The sequence below is a fragment of the Sphingobacterium hotanense genome, from assembly GCF_008274825.1.
GTDB lineage: Bacteria > Bacteroidota > Bacteroidia > Sphingobacteriales > Sphingobacteriaceae > Sphingobacterium > Sphingobacterium hotanense.
Genome location: NZ_CP030848.1, coordinates 3,627,937 through 3,650,015, shown reverse-complemented (window position 1 = coordinate 3,650,015; position 22,079 = coordinate 3,627,937). Strand labels below are relative to the sequence as shown.

The window sequence follows — 22,079 nt, the reverse complement described above, 5'->3', positions numbered from 1 at the left end:
ATGGAAAGCTTACTGACCTATTTGTTGCAAGTAAACCTGCTTATCATTATCATCTTTCTGGGGTATCAATTACTATTGAAAGGGCTAACCTTTTATATGCTTAATCGGGTCTATTTCCTTGTAGCTACCCTATATGCATTTATCTATCCTTTTTTAGATATCAAATCATGGTTCGCAAAGCGAGTCGAACTTCCGATAGGCGAAGTATTCAACTATATCCCTTTCGTATTCGAGGAGAAGGCAAGCTATTTCTCGCTGAGTGACTTATTGCTGATGATTGCATCTGTAGGAGCAATCGCGTTCTTTACAAAATTGCTGATTCAGCTGTTTAGTCTCTTGCGGATACATTTACACTCCGAACCATCCGCATGGCGGGAATACCTTTTCCGCAATGTCATTTTTCCTATCGCACCATTCTCTTTTTTCAACAAGATATACGTTCATAAAGAGCAACATCTGGAAAAAGAACTTCACGATATTTTTAAACACGAACATGTCCATGTTGAGGGCCATCATACCTGGGATGTCTTGTTGTTTGAAATAGTATTGGTAAGCTGTTGGTATAATCCTTTCGTATGGTTAATGCGCAAAGCCGTACGTCAAAATCTTGAATACTTGACCGATCAACAAGTGTTAGATAAAGGTGTCGACCGCCAGACTTATCAATACTCTTTGCTGCATGTCACCAAGCAGGGTGCTTCGGTGGGCATCAGCAATCAGTTTAATTTTAAAACCTTAAAAAAGCGCATTATGATGATGAACAAGAAACGCTCATCCAAATTGGAACTCAGTAAATATGCATTCCTATTGCCGGTCTTCATTCTGGCCGGAGCAACTTTCACCTTGAACAAGGCGGAAGCAAAGATCGAAACGGTTGTAATTAAAGCCGCTGAAACGAATGTTTCAGAAATTGGACACAAACTATCGGAAAACATTATTCAGCAAGATACAACGAAGAAAAAGGCAAGTACGCAACAGACAGAGGAAGTTGTAGTCACTGGATTCCACTCTAACAACGCGAACGTCAAAGAATTATCCGGATTAACCTTCAGTGCAGAGCAAAGCGATACGTTGAAAGGAAAAATTAATAACGTCAAAGTAGTACGAGGCTTCAAGGCGCGCTCATTTGATCAACTTATCGATCAGGGCACCAATAAAGACAAGATCATTGTTATCGACGGCAAAGTAATGCCTAAGGACTTTGACCTCTCTTTAATTGATGATCGCCGTGTTGACAACGTCGAGATCTTGACCGGTAAAGACGCTCTTGCAATTGATCCAAAAGCGAAAGACGGAATAATCTCCATCACAACCAGAAAAGAAGGAGATCCCGTGTCTAGAGTTTGGAGGATTGAAAAAAACAGCATGTCGCCAACAAAGAATGATCTACGATTGACTGGGAGAGGAGTATCCGTATTAGGGTTATCTCATGAAGGTAAGAATATGAGTTACGAAATCGACGGGAAGAAGGTAAGCGAAGAAGACGTTAAAAAAATAAAACATGAGGATATCCATTCGATCGACATGAAGTTAGAGACGGGCAAAACGGAAGACGGAAAAGAAAAGAAAACCAATCTCATAAAGGTTTTCACGAAGTCTTACGCGAAGGAGCATAATCTACCCATGCAGGATTCATTAAAAGGTCGTCTTAGCGGAGTAAGGATTAGATCAAATTCAAATGGAGAGAACCGAAAGCTTACCTTCAGGTCTAATGCGGAAAAAGGAAAGATTGTGTGGGTCGTAAATGAGAAAGTAGTAGAAAGCGAGGAAGCCGACAAACTGGATCCAAACAATATCTTCTCAGTCGATGTGCTAAAAGGCAAAACTACAACAGCAACCTACGGCGATGATGTTGAAGGAGTAATCAAGATTATTACAAAAGACTCTCCGCTAGCGGTCAATCGTCCGAAAACAAATCAGGACGTCACGATCTCTACCTCGGCAAAAGATCTTCCAAATAATGCGATTTATTTTATCGATGATAAACAAGCCACTAAAAAGGAGGTTGATAACTTAAAAAGCGAAAAGATCAAAACGGTGAAAGTCATCAAGGGAGACAAAGCCGTGAAAGACTATGGTGATAAAGGTAAGAACGGTGTGATACTGATTACGACCCGTAAAGCCAAAGATTAAATTGAAACTTTAAAGTTTGTTGTTTAGATAATAGAAAAAGCATCTCTCCGATGCTTTTTCTTATTTAATATCTTCATAGTTTCCAACAGAAACCTATTTGGTATTCAGATTGGTCATCGTCAGTTCAATACCAATATTGATGAAGCTATTCACCATCTTCACCGAATGCTCTATCAATGCTGGCAATTCACGTTGTTCCTCTTTATCAAATGGGCCCAATACATAATCCACCTGCCGACCTTTGGAGAAGTTATCACCAATACCAAAGCGCAATCTAGGATACTGCTGCCCCCCAATAGAAGCTTCGATGGAGCGCAAACCATTATGTCCTGCCGCAGAGCCCTTCGGCTTTACGCGCAAAGACCCAAACGGAATCGCCAGATCATCAACAATAACCAGAATATTCTGAACCGGAACCTTTAACTCCTGCATCCAATAGTTAACAGCCTTGCCACTTAAGTTCATAAAGGTAGTCGGTTTGATCACATAAACATTATGTCCGCGTTGCTTATACTCCGTATAATAAGCGTGTTTCAATGTCGACCAAGTTGTCCCAGCCTGATTAGCAAGCTCATCCGCAACCATAAATCCTATGTTATGTCGTGTATCGGCGTATTCCTTGCCAATATTCCCTAATCCAACAATTAAAAAATTCATAAAGGCAAAAATAGTGTTTAGATTTTAGATGTGAGACATTAGATTTTAGAACTGCAGCAATGCAGGTTTTTGTCTTGAAGCAGGAAAGGAAGGATGTAAGGATGGTATTGTTTTGAACCAGGAAAAAAAGGATGTAAGGATGAACAGGATCTTGCTAATCTTTTTATCCTTTTTTTCCTGGTTCAAAACAACCTTTCCTTCCTTTAATGGTTCAGACAACGGCATAACACCCGATCCTGACAATCTTTTCATCCTTCCTTTCCTGGTTCAGACAACTTTTCCTTTCGAAACCAGAGAAAGATAACTTTTCCTTCCGAAGCCAAAGAAAAACAACCTTTCTCTTTTTTTAACTACTATAAAACCCCATACTCTAATGTCTAAAATCTAATGTCTCACATCTAACCCCCATATCATCACTTAAAAAAATGCGTTCCATCATTTTTTTTGCAATCTATTTACGACACTTTTGTCTTAAATAGAAACACATAATCATGAAAACAGTAAATACCTTCGGAATCTTAGCTTTATCTTTTGGCCTTTTCGCTGCTTCTTGTGGCAACTCAAGCCAATCTAACAATGAAACAGTAGATCACAGTGCTCATCAAACAGAAACGCCTGCGACGAGTGAGGCTCCTGCTCCGGCAACTGAGCCAGCGGGTTCTGCTGCTGCTAGCAACGAGGTTGTCATCGAAAGTAATGACCAAATGAAGTATAACCTGAGCGAGATCAATGTCAATGCTGCTGAGCCCGTTAAATTAACGCTGAAGCATGTCGGAACCATGAAGAAGGATGTAATGGGACACAATGTTGTGGTATTGAAGGCAGGAGCGGACGTAGCAGCTTTTACAACAGCGGCAATGAATGCTAAGGATACAGACTATATCCCGGAATCGAAAGATGTGATTGCGCATACCAAAGTAATCGGCGGCGGTGAACAAGATGCGATCGAGTTTACTCTTCCAGGTCCTGGCACCTACGACTTCATTTGTTCTTTTCCAGGACATGCTGGTATTATGAAAGGTAAAATCATTGCGCAATAAATAGTAAGAATAACAGATAATACGGCATCGGGATCAACTGCGATATAGGTCTCGATGCTTTAATCCAAAACACATGAGTAGAGAACGAAAATTATGGTGGTCCTTTATACTGGTAGTAGCTATCTCCTTTAGCGTGCTGCTGTACTATGGCTACGAAATATACCAAGTGTCGCCACCTGTACCTGAACAGGTTGTCGATGCCGATGGAAAAGTATTATTCACCGGCCAAGAGATCAAAGATGGTCAGAACGTTTGGCAAAGTATCGGTGGTCAGGAAGTTGGAACAATATGGGGTCACGGCGCGTACGTGGCTCCTGATTGGACTGCAGACTGGCTGCACCGGGAAGCTCTCATCATGCTCGACAGCTATGCGCAGCAGGAATTCGCCAGTGCATATGCCGACTTAAGCGATGAAGATCAAGCGAAGCTACAAACACGCTTGAAGAACAATATTCGTAAGAATACTTTCAATGAAGAGACGAATACCCTAACTATAGACGCGGACCGAGTAAAGGCGGTAAACGAATTATCTGCCTATTACGCTGGTCTTTTTACAGACGATCCTCAGTTCGACCAATTGCGTAAAGATTACGCAATTCCAAAGAACTCCATTAAAGACCCTGAACGTTTGCACAAGTTAAATGCCTTTTTCTTTTGGGCAACTTGGGCAACCGTAACTGAGCGCCCCGGCGACCAAGTATCCTATACCCATAACTGGCCAAATGAAAAACTAGTCGGTAATGAGATGACAATGGACTTGCTTGCCTGGTCTGGCGTAAGTATTATCCTATTGATCTTCTGTGTGGGCGCATTAGTGCTATGGCAAGTAAAATCGGGCGAAGATGACGAGCTGCTCTACCCGGCTCAAGACCCTTTGCTACGCCAAGGCATAACCCCATCCATGCGCTTAACGAAGAAGTATTTCTGGATTGTTAGCTTGTTGATGCTCGTTCAGGTCGGATTGGGGATTGTTACTGCCCACTATGGAGTCGAAGGCGATGGCCTTTATGGTATTCCGCTCGATCAATTCCTGCCTTATTCCGTAACGCGTACTTGGCATACCCAGCTTGCCATCTTCTGGATCGCCACAGCTTGGTTGGCAACCGGACTCTACATTGCACCGGCAGTAGGCGGAAAGGACCCTAAATTCCAATGCTTCGGTGTCAACTTCCTGTTCATTGCCCTGCTTATCATCGTTGTGGGCTCCATGGTTGGACAATGGTTTGGCGTTATGCAAAAATTAGACTTGGTACAGAACTTCTGGTTCGGACATCAGGGCTATGAATATGTAGACCTAGGACGCTTCTGGCAGTTATTCCTATTCGTTGGTCTCTTTGTTTGGCTGGCATTGATGGTGCGTCCGCTGATCCCGGTATTGAAAAAAGGAGGCGAGGAGAAAAACCTCATCATTATGTTCCTGATTTCCTGCTCCGCAATTGCATTATTCTATGGTGCAGGGTTGATGTGGGGAAGACAAACGAATCTAGCGATTGCCGAATATTGGAGATGGTGGGTGGTGCACCTATGGGTGGAAGGATTTTTCGAGGTGTTTGCAACGGTGGTTATGGCCTTCTTATTCGTACGCTTAGGTCTGTTGAAACCGAAGTCGGCAACGGCAAGCGTATTGTTCTCGACGATTATCTTCCTTTCGGGAGGTATCCTCGGAACATTCCACCACCTGTATTTCTCTGGAACTCCAACCGCCGTGATGGCTTTGGGAGCAACCTTCAGCGCGTTGGAAGTCGTACCGTTGACCATCATAGGTTTCGAAGCTTATCATAACTACAAGCTGTCTAAATCGACCAAATGGTTGCAGGATTATAAATGGCCGATCTACTATCTGATATCCGTTGCCTTCTGGAACTTTCTTGGCGCCGGGGTGTTCGGATTTATTATCAATCCTCCAATCGCGTTATACTATGTCCAAGGATTAAACACAACACCGTTGCACGGGCACACCGCCTTATTTGGAGTGTATGGTATGTTGGGAATCGGACTTATGCTGTTTGTATTGCGCAGTCTATACCGCGATGTGCAGTGGAATGAGAAAATCTTAAAGATAGGCTTCTGGAGCCTGAACATCGGCCTCCTGGCGATGGCATTGCTCAGCCTCTTGCCAGTAGGCGTATGGCAAGCGATTGCAAGTATTAAAGAGGGAATGTGGTATGCGCGTTCTGCCGAATTAATGCAACAACCAGGAATGGTATTCTTGAAATGGATGCGCACGCCGGGCGATGTAATCTTCGCCATAGGTGTATTCGCCTGCGCATGGTTCGTATTTGATCTAACATTGAAAAATAAAATTAAAAACTGATATGGAAAATTTAGTAAATGAAAAAATAGGGGATATTGTAGCGAAGAACTTTCATGCTGCAGCAGTATTTAGTAAATATGGTTTAGACTTTTGCTGCGGTGGCGGAAAATCCGTACAAGAAGCAGCAGCAAAGAAATCCGTAGATGTGGAGAAACTAACCGAAGAGCTTAAAACCGTTTTGAGCGAGCCTAATGAAACGCATATTGATTATGCATCATGGCCGGCAGACCTCCTGGCTTCGTATATTGAGAAAACACATCACCGCTATGTGCGCGAGAAAGCACCAGTGATATTAGCATACCTGAACAAGCTGTGCCAAGTACACGGAGGGCGCCACCCCGAACTGTTAGAGGTGAACAAACTATTCCAGGAATGTGCAAAAGAACTCGGACAGCACCTCGTAAAAGAAGAAAAAATCTTGTTCCCTTACATTGTCCAAATGATCAATTCAGAAATCGATCATACCCAATTGGCAGCGGCCCCATTCGGCTCCATCGAGAATCCAATCCACCTGATGGAACATGAACACGATGCCGAAGGTGAACGCTTCGAAAAGATTGCGAAGCTAACCGACAACTATGCGGTCCCTGCCGATGGTTGCAGCACCTACCGCGTAACCTATGAGATGTTGAAAGAATTTGAAGACGACCTGCATAAACATATCCATCTAGAGAATAATATTTTATTCCCAAAATCTATTGCGTTGCAGCAAGCGTTGAATTAGATATTAGATTTTAGACATTAGACATTAGATTTTAGACTTGTCTTGAACCAGGAAAGGAAGGATTTTAGGATTGATAGGATCCTGCATATCTTTTCATCCTTCCTTTCCTGGTATTCTAGGTTTTTGACATATGCAAATTTTCTTTAATATTTTTTCTATCACGCTGCATAATGATAATCTTCCCGATACATCTCCTGTCGTCCGATCAAGGAAAACATGATCAGAATCAGCTTGAATTTCACATTGTTCAAGACCAACGGGTAAGCTTTGGTTGTGAGCTTCCGTTGCGCATATTCTCGGAGCGTCTTGTCATGTGTAATGGCAATCTTTGCCGCTTGGTTCAACTCCTGCTTTATGGCCTTGTTGGCCATATGCGAGACTCGCTTTCGACCGCGAATACTGGTCCCGGAAGTGTGCTCAAATGGTATCACACCGGCATAGACTGCGTATTTTCGGGGATCGGTAAAAGCCTTGAAATTCTCCGTATAAACGATCGTCATCCAGGCATTGACCGGGCCTATCCCTTTGACGCTTTTGAGGATCTGATAGTTCCTGTTGAGCGATTCATCGCTTTCGATGAGCTGTAAGATTTCTCGTTCTACTCTGTAGATCTCTTTCTTATAAACATCTATCATTGTTTTACTGACCTTCAGGATCACCTTCCCTGCGTCTTTCCCGTACATCGCCTTGCGCTCAGAGCTGCTCGCTTTGTAACCGGCCATCGCTCTCACTAGACGTTTACGAAAGGAGATCAGCTGTTTAAGATCAAATATTGTAGAATTCAATTTACCGCTTGGTTCGAGCATATAAGCCTTTTCTTCCCCATACTGGGCAATCCTAAAGGAGTCTTGCTTATCGCTCTTGCCACGGACCATGCCCATCGACTTCTTGATCTCTAGACCAGATTTGCGTGTATACGAAAGACCTTTTGACTCGCAATACTGCAGGAATCTGTATTCATATCCACCAGTATATTCCATGATAAAGAAGACTTGGCTTGATACAAAACCTTTCCCTCGCATCCACTTTGCCAATTGCTTAAATCCCGAACTGTTGTTCTCGATCTTAATGAAATCATGTGTGCCCCAATGGCAGATGTCCATTGTCTTCTTAGAAACGTCGACACCTAAGGTAATACGATCTTTTTTCATGATCTAAACTTTTTAATGTAAATGATTGAAAAATTGCCCGTTACCTAGTACCTTTGAAGTACCTTTGATAATAAAACTATTCTAGTTTGGCCTTAGGCAATGAATAAGGTAGGCACAGATACCAGGAAAAGTCCTTAACGACTACTTCAAAATAATGTTCAACCTGCCTTATTCATCCTAACGCTTCCGTTAGGTAATACCTTATATCTTCTATTAAGTATTTATTCATCAATTACTCTCTGTTTAAACCAAAGGTTCAAAGACAATTGTGCCCTCATTCAACGCCATACTCGATCCTGCCAATCATTAAATCCTTCCTTTCCTGGTTCAGAGACAATAGTGCCCATTAATCCGCTATACCCAATCTTGTCAATCCTTTCATCCTTCCTTTCCTGGTTCAGAAATAGTAGTTAGTAATAAGTATTTAGTACTTAGACCCGATCCTGTTAATCCTTTCATCCTTCCTTTCCTGGTTCAGAAATAGTAGTTAGTAATAAGTATTTAGTACTTAGACCCGATCCTGCCAATCCTTTCATCCTTCCTTTCCTGGTTCAGACAAGTCTAAAATCTAATGTCTCACATCTAATATCTAAGACAAAAAAAAGAGGTAATCTTTCGATTACCTCTCTTTTTTGTCTTGGAATTGTGTATTCCTTATTTTTTACCGCCTTTAGCTGCTTTAGCTGCTTCTTGCTCTGCTTGACGTAAAGCACGAGACATGATTACAGAAACGATAGTATCGTCAGCGTTGTTTAATACAACAGCGTTTTCTAATTTCACTTGTCCTACGCGGAATGATTTACCAACTTCTAAACCTTCCATAGGAACTTCTACTTCTTGAGGTAAGTTGTTAGGTAATGCTTTAACACGTAAGCTACGTAATTTTTGAACTAATTTACCCCCCATTTTAACACCTGGAGAAGTACCAGTTAATTTAACTGGGATATTGATAGACACTTCTTTGTCATCAAATAACTCTAAAAAGTCAACGTGAGTAACTAAATCTGTTAATGGGTGGAATTGAGCATCTTGAACGATAGCTTTTGTTTTCTTGCCGTTGATATCCAATTCTACGAAGATCACCTCTGGAGTGTATAGAACAGATTTCAAATCAGCTGCGGATACCGAAAGATGTGTTTGTTCTTTACCACCGTAAAGAACTGCAGGGATTTGACCCTCGTAACGCAATTCTCTCGAATCTCTTTTCCCTACGTTCTGTCTTGCAGAACCGCTAATAGCAATTGATTTCATGTTATGAATTTATTATAAATTGAGGTGCAAAGATAATTACTTTGTTTTATAAAACAAAGTAGTATTTAGTAGTTAGTATTTAGACCTTTGGCGGGAATAGATGTTAGAAATTAGAAATTAGAGGTTAGTGTTTTTTCTGAACCAGGAAAGGAAGGATGCAAGGATGGTCAGGAATAAGCAAGAAATGCCTTTTGTCTGAACCATGAAAGGAAGGATGCAAGGATTAACAGGATAGGCAAGGAATGCCTTTTGTCTGAACCAGGAAAGGAAGGATGCAATGATTAACAGGATCCTGCTCATCTTCTCTATCCTTCCTTTCCTGGTTCAGAAGAAATTTTCCCTTCTTGGTTAAACAAAGGTTCAAAACAGTATTAACTAGTTAGAAAAAATATGGACAAAAAAATGGCGACCAAATTGGCCGCCATAGGTCTTTATACTAACTACTAAATACTAACTACTAAATACTCCTAATCCACATTAAACAAATCCGAAATTGAACCATGTTCATTTACGTTTTTGATAGCGTTAGCGAAAAGTTTATCAGTAGATAACACTCTAATTTTGCTGCATGTTGCTGCTTTCTCAGGGTTAAGCTGAATAGTGTCAGTTACGATCATTTCTGATAATACCGAGTTTTCGATTGTTTCGTATGCTTTCCCGGATAACACCGCGTGTGTACAAACTGCGCGTACCGATCTAGCACCATTTTCCATGATCAAGGCTGCTGCTTTTGATAGGGTACCGGCAGTATCACAGATGTCATCGATCAATACCACATCCTGACCTGTTACATCACCGATAATCGACATCGATTCGATTTCGTTAGCACGTTTACGGCGTTTATCACAGATAACAACCTCTGCATTGAAGAACTTCGCGAACGTACGAGCACGGTATGAACCGCCCATATCTGGCGAAGCAATCATTAAGTTTTCTAGGTTCAATGACTTGATGTAAGGAACGAAGATAATTGCACCATCTAAGTGGTCAACAGGGATATCGAAGAATCCTTGGATTTGTGCAGCGTGTAAGTCCATCGTCATGATGCGGCTAGCACCAGCAGCAGTGATCAGGTTAGCGATCATTTTAGCGCCGATTGCCACGCGAGGCTTATCCTTACGGTCTTGACGTGCGAAACCAAAATAAGGAACTACAGCAGTGATGTAGTGTGCAGAAGCACGCTTTGCAGCATCAATCATCAATAACAACTCCAACAGATTGTCTGTAGGTTGATTGGTAGACTGAATAAGGAAAACGTCGCTACCACGAACAGATTCGTTGTAGAAAGGTTGGATTTCTCCGTCTGAAAATTTAGAAAGAGTCTTGTCGCCAAGGGGTTTTCCGTATGCTTTCGAAATTTTGTCTGCTAATTCTAGGGTGCCAGAACCAGCAAATAGTTTTACCGTGTTGAATTGCAAAGGCATGGTGAGGTATTTTTTGGGGTTTTTATTTAAAGAATTTTCAATTACTGTTTTCCTTACTCCAACATTAGCTAGCGTTTAACCTAATGTTGCCGCAAAGTTAGGTAAATGTTTGAGAATTTAAAACAATATATAAACTGCTGTTTCATAAGTCTACGTTCTAACTCTTGATTTCTGGTAATAGCTTCGAAATCAATCTATAAAAGTGAAGATATACCTGGGTAACACTTCTTAAGAGCTGAATCTGCTCAATGCTTTTAATCTCTATAATCAAACCCAATGTATAGCCCTTTCCGAACGGCTCTGAAAGGGTTATACATTGGGTTTGAAAGGGGAGTGAAAGGGGATTGAGCAATAGTTGGTACTAAGGTGTCATTGTTGAGCCTATTTGAAGTTGAATTGGATGCTCTTTTTAGGTTTTGTTGTGTTGGTTTACAGTAACGAATCCCTAAATAGTTTAATGGAACTGGCTTCTGAAGATTGTGAATCTTTGGGCCAGTTTCTTCAGTATACTAAGCTGATATTTTTAGCATTCGTATACTGAGTTAAAATCAAAAAGACCTTCAAGAATTTATACATCCCTGAAGGTCTTTTATTTATGATACAATTTCTAGAAAGAATATCGCAATCCCAGTTGTACTTGGAATGGATTTCCGTTTAAGGTAGATACCCCAACGTTAGAAGTCATATTATATAAGTATTGCAGTTTCTGAGCATCGAAGCTCTTGATGCTATAAAGCTCTTGTTTGCCAAGATTATTCCCAACGCCCCAATCCTTGTTGAAAAGGTTAGCCACATTGAAGATATCCACAGATGCTTCGATGCCATGTGTTTTGTAGAATTTGAATTCCTTGGCAAGGTGCAAGTCGAATACCCCATAAAAGCCGTTTACTCCGCCATTACGCTCGGCAATTCTTCCAGCATTGTTTCGGATATAATCTTTGATGCTCTGTTCAGCCTTTGGATTGTCGAGAATTTTCTGGATGCCTTCGCGTAGATTCTGAGGGACATTATTGTCATCCGGGTTATATACAAAGGCAAGGTCATTGGAAGCTACAAAGTCTCCATTCACATTTCCTTTTACGGATAATGAATAGCGTGTTCCGGCGATGCCGCTATAGCGCAATCCCATCGAGATACCCCAGATTGATGGCAATGTTCCGTAAAACACAACTTTATGACGGAATTGATTATCTGAATAAGTCATTCGACTTAGATCGCGAGGGTCATCCTGCACCATAAGGGATAAGGTCGCTGAGTTTGCCACATTTCCATTATATGAGGTATTGTCTTTAGCATCGTTCCAGGTATATGACATGCTTACCTGACCATCTTTCCAATAACGGTATGTTCCGTCAACCACGACCGTATAAGTGTTGTTCTTTCCTTCGCTGTTCATCTCCAATACGCGTCCAATCTGGTCAGTTTTACGACTGTGAACCCAATTGGCGGCGCCATTGTTCGCATTGATTTTGTCTGCTGGGATATACACGCCACGATTGCCCTCTGCAGCAAGGCGGAAGTAAGGTTCATCCACCATGTTGCGGTCTACATACATATAGTTGTTTCTTGCCCATGTCGCATAAGCACTCAATCCGATGCGTAGTGAAGGCGAGAAGAAATGGTTGATTGAAAAGTTTGCCTTGTAAACCGTCGGCACTTTAACATCTTTATGGTTCGTGTTGATCGTAATCAGTTTTTCGACCCCCGGTTGGTTCAACAAGTCCCGACCAGGTGCACTATTAGGGTCGTTTCGGTATCCAGGGAAATTGGGAGTAGGAATGAGCGCAGGGTCGGTAATATCTACGCCGGCAATTTTTGTACCGTCGAATAGCACATTGTTCAGCATCGAATAGGGGTTAAGTGCCGATCCGAATATACCAGCACCAAAACGGATAATGTCTTTTCGCTCCTCATTAACATCCCAGGTAAACTGCACACGTGGTTGAAACTGGAAGGTATTGATCCCGTTGTCGGTAGAAATCCCTAATTCATCGTATACTACTTGATTAAAATTAGCTTTGCGCAGGTACTGTGTATTGTCCAAGCGTACGCCTAAAACCATGTCTAAGCCTCTGGCAACCTTGGTTTCTAACTGTCCATAGATACCAATGGCCAGGTTGTTTACTTTGGTATTCTCCTGGTCGGTCATATAGACGTCGCGAGCATAACGATACGGTTTTAAGTCGGCGAAGTTTTTCATACCCGTAAAGTAGTAACGGCCATTCATTTCACTACCATAGCGGAAGTTCATGTCGGTGTACATCGCATCAATACCGAACGTATATTTTATTTTCTCCGTGTTGTAATAAACGTTGTTAACGAGTTGAAACATATCGCCATGGAACCATTCCGGAGCGAAACGCTGTCCACCGATCTGAATAGAGCGATAATATTTGTCGTTTCCATCGATAGATTCCACTTCTTCAACGATTGCACGTGGAATACTTTGGTCCTGTCCGAATCCTTCAACATTGTGCAATGCTTCAGATCGTTCTAAAAAGTATTGCAGCTTGAAGTCGTTCGTAATTTTGGGATTGATGGATGTACGTAAGGAAGCCATCAAACTGTTGGTGATGTATTTACGGTTCGTATAAGACTCGTAAGCGTTGATGTTGGAGTTGTCGCCCTCTTGTTGATCATCCATATCGTAAATAAAATTGTTACGGATGGTCAATAGGTTTTTATCGTTTATCTGCCAGTCGATACGAGCGAATGCAGCGTCGGTGTTTTTCTTTTTGTTGAATTCGCCGAATAATCTGTCGGGATTAGCACCATATTTTTGTTCAGCGATCTGCGCAAACTCATCCAATGTTGCTTGTGTTACCTTGTAACGGGCAACATCCTCAGGACTTACAATATTGGCAATTTGTAACGGACGAGCATCTCTTTGACGGTCTAATGCGACAAAGAAATGTGCTTTATCCTTTACGATTGGACCACCCAATGAAAAACCAGTTTGATAGGTGGAGAATTCCTGTGAACGTGGGGTTCCATTTAAATTATATTGGCTCGATAACCAATCGGTTCTTCCGAAGGTGAATACGGATCCCTTGAAGGTGTTAGTACCGGCCTTTGTAACCGTAGTAACACTTCCGCCACCGCTTCGGCCATAGGTAACATCGTAATCGTTGGTAACCACTTTAAATTCTTGAATAGCTTCCATGGATATGGCGTAGGCACCAGAAGCATTACCACCCGCAACTGTACTACGGGAGTTCATCCCATCTACGGTAAAATTCGTCGATGAAGCACGTTGTCCGGCAAGATTGTTCCCATTGCTGACAGGGGAAAGGTCGATTAAAGAACTGAAATTACGACCATTGACAGGCATTTTCTTCAATTCATTTGCGGTAATCGCTGTAGATGCGCCGAGCGTCTTTATTTTGTCTTTTAAATCGCCGCCGTTAATGACGATTTCATCGATCTCATTCGATTGATCGGCGAGTTCGAAATCGATAACCAATTCGTCTCCATAGCTCAATTTGTAGCCGCTTTTTTTCTGCCCGGTATAACCAATATGGTTAGCCGAAACGCTATAAGGCGAACCTAAGGGCAATTGTAGAAAGGTAAAAACACCATTTTGATTGGTTAAGGTTGTTTGCTTAAATCCGGTGGATTCATTGTGGATCGTAATGGACGTTCCTTTTACCGGACCATTGGCATCCATCACTTTACCTGTAATGGTTGCATCTGTACTTTGTGCGAAAAGGTTTGAGTTGCACAGGAGTAGATTGATTAGCAGCACGGCTACTATACCTGAGAGTTTTCTTAGCATGATTTTTTTATAAGACGTAGATGTTTTATGCTGCGAAAATATTCTACCCGGATTTTCAAATGGTTAATGAAATATTATGAAATTTTTAAATTTCAAAAAATGGGGGAGTTGGGAGATGTGTTGTTATTGCAGGTACGATTAGAGAATACTGATGTTTAATGCTTAAACAACCATTTAGGAATTTCATCCCCCGATAAAAAAGGAATGGTTATGGTAGCATGATTGAGGTAATCATAGGTTTTCAAGATTAATCTTTTATTACCTTTTAATCTTTCAAATTGCGCTACACTTCCTTCGTAAGGATTTTCTAAATCCATTTGCCCATGAATTAGTAAGGTGGGTTTTCTTTTAAAAGCGTTTAAATTACTCAAATCAGGAACTGCAGCAATGGAAACTAGGGCTCTAAATTCTTTCGGAGCCATGGCCATTAGATTTTGTGCAGTAGATGCTCCCATAGAATATCCAATTAGATAGATTTTGTTGTCATCTATGTTTGGATAACGTTTTTGCAATTCTTTTATTAAACTCAACACCAGTTTGGCCTGCTGGCTCGGACGGGATTCCAAAAAGCCTTCTTCCGATTTTGAATAATTTGAAGATCGTTCATTGAATTGAGGAGCGAGAACATAGCAAGGATATGTAGCTCTTATGTCAGGTTTTAACCACGTTTTTGTTAAGTGCTCCAATTGTTTTTCATTGTCATTGCCAATCCTCGAGGAATTATGGAAGGCGATCACCAATGGATATCTCTTCTTTAGGAATGTTTCTTTAGGTTCTAAGAATCGATAGGGGATTGTATCCGTTTCAATTGTAAATATACCTTTCTTAAAATCCTGGGTCATGTACAAAAGTTGTGGAGGGGATAAAAAATAATTAGATATTTGTGTTTTGATATTTATACAGATGCACGAATCTTTCAACGCGTTAATGCCCTTAATTATTCCCGAAGGAGTTTCCGATTATTTTGAGATGACCCACTATTCCAAAGAAGAAAAAAGACTGGATATCTTTCTGGAGGAACTCAATAATAGACCTGAAGAATATCAAGGCCAGAAGTTGATTTCCAAGGGGTTTTTCGAACCCGTTACCCTTCAAGATTTTCCTATCCGTGGCATGCAGGTCTATCTTCATGTCAAGCGCCGCAGGTGGCTCAATCAGGATACCGATAAAGTAGTCTACAGAAATTGGGAACTAGTAGCCAAAGGGACGCGCATCACACAGGATTTCGCAGCTTTTTTAAAAGGTATCAGCGGACAACCAGGCTCATAGCATTCAGACCATCAGTTCATTCTATGGGATATCAGCCAGTAAACTAAGGAGATACTACCGCAATAAACTGAGCGGTTTCCAGGATTGGGAGCATCGCGAAAATGCGCGAGATGGATTGATCTTCCCACAGAATGTCAGCGGCCATCTTTCTATTGACGAGACCTGCCTATCCCATGGCGAGCTCTATACCGTTGTCACCAATAAAGAAGCACGGGGCAAAAAAGGGACTATTGTAGCCATACTGAACGGGACAAAATCAGAGAACATTATCCCGATCCTTCAAAAGATCCCACAGAGATTACGAAATAAAGTTCAAGAGATAACGCTTGATCTAGCCGGTAATATGGGATTGATAGCCAAAAGATGCTTTCCCAATGCTGTTCAGGTAATAGACCGTTTCCATGTTCAGCAACTTGCTACCGAAGCGCTTCAGGAAATAAGGATAAAGCACCGCTGGCAGGCCATTGACGATGAAAATCAGGCAATTGACCAAGCACGAAAGAATAAGGAAACCTATTTTCCGGAAGTCCTATCCAACAGTGAAACCATCAAACAGTTACTTGCAAGAAGCCGATACCTGCTTTATAAAAGTGAACATAAATGGACTTACGAGCAAAGAGAAAGGGCTGCTGTACTCTTTGAGCGATATCCTGATATTGAAAAGGCGTACAGGCTATCCCAAGAACTCTCTTGGATATTCAACACCACCATAGATAAGATCTACGCCTTTACAAGGTTGGCAAAATGGGCGGATAAAGTGGAACAGGCTGGCTTCAAGTCATTCAACACCGTCTCCAGAACCATAAATATCCATCACAAAAAAATATTGAACTACTTCGACAACAAGAGTACAAATGCTTCAGCAGAATCTTTCAATGCAAAGATAAAAGCTTTCAGAAGTCAGTTTAGAGGTGTAGGTGACATCAATTTCTTCCTGTTCAGATTGACCAAATTATTTGCGTAGTCCACAGGTTTTGAAACTGATCCTTTTGAAACTGATCCGATTAATCAATTTCGTATTGAAAAAAGGGTATAAAAAAGGACTGAATTTCTTCAGTCCTTCTATTTTGGAGAGTTGCCCAACCTGGATTCGAACCAAGACAAACGGCACCAAAAACCGTCGTACTACCATTATACTATTGGGCAATCTTTCAGTTTGTCATCTGGTTTTGTTCCCTTTTGACGATGCAAATATACGTCGACTTTTCGATTCTGCAAATAAAAAATGACGTTTATTATTAAATATACTGATTTTCAGTGTAATATTTTTTTGGAGAATCTTGCTCTAGGCGTTCTGTTAAGGGGAATCGTGAAAATCTGCTTGTAAAAAGCGAAACTATTTGTTTGAATGTACTCAGGAATCCTTATTTTCGAAGCAGATTTTTGAAAACCTTATCATTTAGTATGAATTATACGAAACTGAATAATCTGTTGGGATGGGCCTGTGGTATAATAGCAACCTTGGTTTATGTTTTAACGGCAGAGAAGACCACGAGTTGGTGGGATACGGGTGAGTTTATTGCATCTGCTTACAAGATGCAAATTGTTCACCAACCGGGAGCTCCATTATTCTTAATGATCCAGAACGTGTTCTCGAACCTAGCGATGGGCGATAGAACACAGATAGCTTATTGGATGAATATAGGTTCTGCGGTATGTAGCGGTATGACGATTTTGTTCTTGTTCTGGACGATTACTGCATTAGCTCGCAAGGCTTATGTGAAGTTTTCCCGCACGGCAGAGGTTTCTCAAACGGCCTTAATCAACATTATGGGTGCTGGTGTTGTAGGTGCTTTAGCTTACACATTTACCGACACATTTTGGTTTTCGGCAGTAGAATCAGAGGTTTATGCGATGTCGTCTTTATGTACGGCGGTGGTATTCTGGGCAATATTGAAATGGGAGGTTCGTGCAGACGAGCCTGGTTCCGATAAATGGTTACTGTTGATCGCCTATGTAATGGGATTATCCATTGGAGTCCACTTATTGAACTTATTGGTTATTCCGGCGATTGCTTTAGTTGTTTATTTCCGTAGAGCGCAAACCGTGACTTCAGCCGGTGTTTTAAAAGCATTGGCTATCGGGGTTGTGGTTTTAGGTTTGGTATTGTGGGGTATCATCCAATACTTGATCAAGTTTGCTGCTTATACTGATTTATTCTTTGTGAATACATTAGGGTTAGGCTTCGGAACAGGTGTTACTTTCTTTGCATTATTAGTTGTTGGCGGACTGTTATTCGGGTTGTGGTATTCGATCAAACATGTGAAGCCAATCCTAAATATAGCCTTGTTGAGTGTTTCTTTCATTATCTTCGGTTATAGTTCATTCTCGATGATCTTGATCCGTGCGAAGGCAAACCCAACTTTGAACAACTCTGACCCGGACAATGCTTTTACATTCTTAAGCTATTTGAACCGTGAGCAATATGGGGATGAACCTTTATTGAGCGGTCGTTACTTCGATGCGAAACCTACGGACATTTTTGAAACGGGAAATGTTTATCGTAAGGATGGTAATAAATATGTAGTTGCTAAAAAGAAATACGATTATACGTTTGATCATACGACGTTATTCCCTCGTGTTTACTCGGATAAGCATGAAGGATTTTATCGTGATTGGTTAAGCATGGGAGCGGGGGATAAGCCTTCGATGGGCAATAACCTGAACTTCTTCTTTACTTATCAGATCGGGCATATGTATAGCCGTTATTTCATGTGGAACTTTGTAGGTCGCCAAAACGATCAGCAGGGGCATGGATCATTTACCGAAGGCAACTGGATTTCGGGAATCAAACCTTTAGATAATATTCGATTAGGTGGTCAGGATGTATTGCCTACCAGCGAGAAAGAGAATGCAGGTCGCAATACCTATTTCTTCTTGCCTTTGATATTGGGAGTTTTAGGAGCTTTATGGCAGTTTAAGAAGCAGAATCGCGATGCTGCGGTTGTCGCTTTATTGTTCTTCTTTACAGGTTTGGCGATCGTATTATATTTGAATCAGACGCCTATGCAGCCGCGCGAGCGTGATTATGCATATGTAGGTTCCTTCTATGCCTTTAGTATTTGGATCGGTCTGGGGGTGATATGGATTGCAGAGAAACTAAGCGGGAAGATCAATGCGAAGAATGCGGCGATCGGTGCTACTGCAGTTTCGTTCTTAGCGGGACCAGTATTGCTGGCAAGTCAGAACTGGGACGATCATGATCGTTCCGAGAAATTCTTGGCTCGTGATATGGCGAAGAACTATTTGGAGTCATGTGCACCGAATGCCATCTTGTTCAGTTATGGGGATAATGATACATATCCATTATGGTATGTACAGGAGGTCGAAAACTTCCGTCCAGACGTGCGTGTAGTAAATTTGAGTTTATTAAGCGCAGATTGGTACATGAAGCAAATGATGCATAAAGTGAATGAGGCTGATGCATTGCCAATCAACATCGATCCAGAGAAAATTAAAGATGGGGTCCGCGATGTCATCTATTATAATGACTTCAACGTTCCTGAAAATATCGAAATCAAGACTTTGTTAGATATCATGTTGTCGGACAACCAACAGAACATGGTGCAATTGCAAAGTGGTGAATATGCAAACGTATTGCCAACGAAGAAAATGCAGTATACGGTAGATAAAGCTGCGGTTATTGCGAATAAGGTTGTTCCTAAAGAGTGGGAAGACGCTATCGTTGATACCATGAAATGGAATTACAGTATGAACATTGTTAGCCGTGCGGAATTATCATTGCTTTCGATCTTAGCGAATAATAACTGGAAGCGTCCTATCTATTTCACGACGACTACGCCAGATGAGAACATGATCGGCTTGAACAAGTATATGGTTTCTGAAGGTTTTGCTTTGCGTTTGATGCCGGTTGCCTTGGCTGCTGACTCAGCAAGCAACAATGAGCCTATCTCGGATGTGGAAGGTACTTATAATAATATTGTGAATAAGTTCCAGTGGGGCAATATTGCTAACTCTAAATACTTAGATCCAGATTCGTATCGCTATATTTCTATGTACGTGGGTTCATTATTTGGCGAAACAGCACAGAACTTATTAGCGATGGGCAAGACAACGGAGGCGAAGAAATTAGTGAACAATGCTTACGAAAATATGCCTAAGCGTGTTTATCAGATGGCTGAGGTATTTAGCTATGCGAGCTTAATCGACGCGATGTATAAGGTAGGAGAGAAGGATAAAGCCAATGAGATTACAAAACGTAATCTGCAGTATTTACGCGAGAATATGGCATACTATACGGCGATTGCAGAGAAGAAGCCTAACCTAGAATATAGGAATATGCGTTTCGGCTTGGCTTCAATCCAAAACTATCAACGTGTTTTAACAGAAGCAAACCAGAAAGAATTGCTGGATGAGGTAAACAAGATTTTCGAAGTTTACCGACCTCTATTCGAAGGGAATTAAATATTTGATAAAAAGCAGCTTAGATTTTAAGCTGCTTTTTTTTATGAATTGTTTGTTTTCAGAGGCCATCATAAACTTTCGTCCAAGTTGCTGTTTCAATGGAGCCACGAAAGTTTTTATGTGCTAAGTTGGGGCCTGATGATTACGATTTTTGGAAAAAATCCCTTAAGTTTGCCTAAATAAATCCATAAATGAAACAATCGATATTATTAGATGGACCCAAGTTTCAGATTACGCTCAAGCGATTGTCTCAACAATTAATTGAAAATCATGGGGATTTCAGTAATGCCGTAATCATTGGTATTCAACCCCGCGGGACTTACCTGGCGGAGCGTTTGATACAGGAGATTAAGGAGATGACTGGAGTCGAAGTACCGCTCGGTATTTTGGATATAACTTTTTATCGTGATGATTTCCGTATGAAAGGTCAATCGCCATTATTAGCGAACAGTACGCATATTGATTTTATTGTAGACGACAAGGATGTCATCTTTGTGGATGATGTGCTTTGGACTGGACGTACCATCCGATCTGCAATGGATGCTATCCAAGCATTCGGTAGAGCAAAGCGCATTGAATTGATGGTTTTGGTGGATCGTCGATTCTCCAGACAAATTCCTATCCAACCGGATTACATCGGTATTCAGGTCGATTCAATCGACTCGCAGAAAGTGATCGTAAGCTGGAAAGAAGTAGATGACAGCGATAGCATTGTGCTGATCACCGAGAAGAAATAGTGATTTTTTATTGTTTAACATTTAACAAATGTCAACATCCGAACAACTTAGTACCCGCCATCTGTTAGGTATCAAGGATTTAAATAGCAACGACATCCAATTGATCTTGGATACGGCTGCAAATTTCAAAGATGTATTGAACCGCCCGATTAAAAAGGTGCCTTCTTTGAGAGATATTACCATCGCGAATGTATTCTTTGAAAACTCGACGCGTACGCGATTATCATTCGAATTAGCAGAAAAGCGACTTTCTGCAGATATCATCAATTTCGCGGCATCATCATCATCGGTAAGTAAGGGTGAGACCTTGATCGATACGGTCAACAATATCCTGGCGATGAAGGTGGATATGATCGTGATGCGCCATCCGTATGCAGGAGCTGGAGTTTTCTTGAGCCGTCACGTGGATGCGCAGATTGTGAATGCTGGTGACGGCGCCCATGAGCACCCAACACAGGCTCTCTTAGATTCTTTCTCGATTCGCGAACGCCTAGGCGATGTGGCTGGAAAGAAAGTTGCGATTATTGGCGATATTCTTCACTCGCGTGTAGCCCTGTCCAATATTCTATGTTTGCAAAAGCAAGGTGCGGAGGTGATGGTTTGTGGACCGACGACATTAATTCCAAAATATATCCGTTCATTGGGCGTGAAAGTTGAGCATGATCTGATAAAAGCTTTAAACTGGTGTGATGTGGCAAATATGCTTCGCATACAACTGGAGCGTCAGGATATCGCTTATTTCCCATCTCTTCGCGAATATTCGATGTTGTATGGTTTGAATAAAGAGATTTTAGACTCACTAGATAAAGAGATTGTCATCATGCACCCAGGACCTATTAACAGAGGGGTGGAGATTACTTCGGATGTAGCCGACAGTAGTCATTCCATTATCCTGGATCAGGTGGAAAATGGAGTAGCCGTGCGTATGGCGGTGCTGTATTTGTTAGCTGGACAAAGAGGAAGCTGATCGAATCGCATTAGTTAAAAATATAGGAAAGGGCTGTCTGTTTAGGCAGCCCTTTGCCGTTGGAGAATATATCATAAAAGGTTCATAAATGCCTAACATTCTATTGTTATATTTTTGAGATATTGATAATGTTAAACATTGTTAAAATAGTGCGGTTATTAACAGGTGTTAACAACTTTTGAGGAAAACATTGAAGTTATCTTTTAATTTCG

Annotated in this window: 15 protein-coding genes and 1 tRNA gene; 9 read left to right on the top strand and 7 right to left on the bottom strand. The window is 41.4% G+C overall.

Annotated features, from left to right (window positions below; all coding sequences use genetic code 11):
• Entirely contained in the window at positions 1 to 2,133 is a 2,133-nt protein-coding gene (locus tag DSM08_RS15375; protein ID WP_149526976.1) for a M56 family metallopeptidase, read from the top strand.
• Positions 2,134 to 2,226: 93 nt separating this feature from the next.
• Here the strand turns inward: DSM08_RS15375 and pth are convergent, their stop codons facing one another.
• Positions 2,227 to 2,790 (bottom strand): aminoacyl-tRNA hydrolase, encoded by a 564-nt coding sequence (gene pth, locus DSM08_RS15370; protein ID WP_149526975.1) that lies wholly within the window; start codon positions 2,788 to 2,790, stop codon positions 2,227 to 2,229.
• A 491-nt stretch (positions 2,791 to 3,281) separates the two neighbouring features.
• On the opposite strand from pth, the gene azu reads away from it, so the two are divergent.
• From azu to ric, 3 genes are all read left to right on the top strand, one after another.
• Positions 3,282 to 3,830: an azurin gene (azu, locus tag DSM08_RS15365; RefSeq protein ID WP_149526974.1), complete on the top strand. Its 549-nt coding sequence runs from the start codon at positions 3,282 to 3,284 to the stop codon at positions 3,828 to 3,830.
• A gap of 73 nt (positions 3,831 to 3,903) precedes the next feature.
• Positions 3,904 to 6,144 (top strand): nitric-oxide reductase large subunit, encoded by a 2,241-nt coding sequence (locus tag DSM08_RS15360; protein WP_149526973.1) that lies wholly within the window; start codon positions 3,904 to 3,906, stop codon positions 6,142 to 6,144.
• A gap of 1 nt (position 6,145) precedes the next feature.
• Complete coding sequence (gene ric / locus DSM08_RS15355; protein WP_149526972.1) at positions 6,146 to 6,868, top strand: iron-sulfur cluster repair di-iron protein; 723 nt, start codon at positions 6,146 to 6,148, stop codon at positions 6,866 to 6,868.
• A 158-nt stretch (positions 6,869 to 7,026) separates the two neighbouring features.
• Here ric and DSM08_RS15350 read toward each other — a convergent pair whose 3' ends face one another.
• From DSM08_RS15350 to DSM08_RS15330, 5 genes are all read right to left on the bottom strand, one after another.
• Entirely contained in the window at positions 7,027 to 8,019 is a 993-nt protein-coding gene (locus DSM08_RS15350) for a transposase (RefSeq protein WP_149526971.1), read from the bottom strand.
• Between the two features lie 654 nt (positions 8,020 to 8,673).
• Complete coding sequence (locus DSM08_RS15345) at positions 8,674 to 9,270, bottom strand: 50S ribosomal protein L25/general stress protein Ctc (protein WP_149526970.1); 597 nt, start codon at positions 9,268 to 9,270, stop codon at positions 8,674 to 8,676.
• A 467-nt stretch (positions 9,271 to 9,737) separates the two neighbouring features.
• Positions 9,738 to 10,694 carry a ribose-phosphate pyrophosphokinase gene (locus tag DSM08_RS15340; RefSeq protein ID WP_149526969.1) on the bottom strand — a complete coding sequence of 319 codons (957 nt, stop codon included), beginning with the start codon at positions 10,692 to 10,694 and terminating at the stop codon, positions 9,738 to 9,740.
• A gap of 607 nt (positions 10,695 to 11,301) precedes the next feature.
• The gene (locus DSM08_RS15335) at positions 11,302 to 14,469 is read right to left on the bottom strand and encodes a TonB-dependent receptor (protein ID WP_149526968.1); all 3,168 of its coding nucleotides are present in this window, start codon (positions 14,467 to 14,469) and stop codon (positions 11,302 to 11,304) included.
• 155 nt (positions 14,470 to 14,624) lie between these two features.
• Positions 14,625 to 15,311, bottom strand: a complete 687-nt coding sequence (locus tag DSM08_RS15330) for a carboxylesterase family protein (protein ID WP_149526967.1) — start codon at positions 15,309 to 15,311, stop codon at positions 14,625 to 14,627.
• A 61-nt stretch (positions 15,312 to 15,372) separates the two neighbouring features.
• On the opposite strand from DSM08_RS15330, the gene DSM08_RS15325 reads away from it, so the two are divergent.
• Both DSM08_RS15325 and DSM08_RS15320 read left to right on the top strand, forming a co-directional pair.
• Positions 15,373 to 15,738 (top strand): ISAon1 family transposase N-terminal region protein, encoded by a 366-nt coding sequence (locus DSM08_RS15325; protein ID WP_149526966.1) that lies wholly within the window; start codon positions 15,373 to 15,375, stop codon positions 15,736 to 15,738.
• Between the two features lies 1 nt (position 15,739).
• Entirely contained in the window at positions 15,740 to 16,702 is a 963-nt protein-coding gene (locus DSM08_RS15320) for an ISAon1 family transposase (protein WP_456242926.1), read from the top strand.
• Between the two features lie 111 nt (positions 16,703 to 16,813).
• On the opposite strand, the gene DSM08_RS15315 is transcribed toward DSM08_RS15320, so the two are convergent.
• Positions 16,814 to 16,884, bottom strand: a tRNA-Gln gene (locus tag DSM08_RS15315).
• A gap of 258 nt (positions 16,885 to 17,142) precedes the next feature.
• Between DSM08_RS15315 and DSM08_RS15310 the strand changes: the two genes are divergently transcribed.
• From DSM08_RS15310 to DSM08_RS15300, 3 genes are all read left to right on the top strand, one after another.
• A complete protein-coding gene (locus DSM08_RS15310) occupies positions 17,143 to 20,163 on the top strand; it encodes a glycosyltransferase family 117 protein (protein WP_149526965.1) in 3,021 nt (1,006 codons plus the stop codon).
• Between the two features lie 191 nt (positions 20,164 to 20,354).
• Positions 20,355 to 20,900: a bifunctional pyr operon transcriptional regulator/uracil phosphoribosyltransferase PyrR gene (gene pyrR / locus DSM08_RS15305; protein ID WP_149526964.1), complete on the top strand. Its 546-nt coding sequence runs from the start codon at positions 20,355 to 20,357 to the stop codon at positions 20,898 to 20,900.
• A gap of 28 nt (positions 20,901 to 20,928) precedes the next feature.
• Complete coding sequence (locus DSM08_RS15300; protein ID WP_149526963.1) at positions 20,929 to 21,867, top strand: aspartate carbamoyltransferase catalytic subunit; 939 nt, start codon at positions 20,929 to 20,931, stop codon at positions 21,865 to 21,867.
• The last annotated feature ends 212 nt before the right edge of the window (positions 21,868 to 22,079 follow it).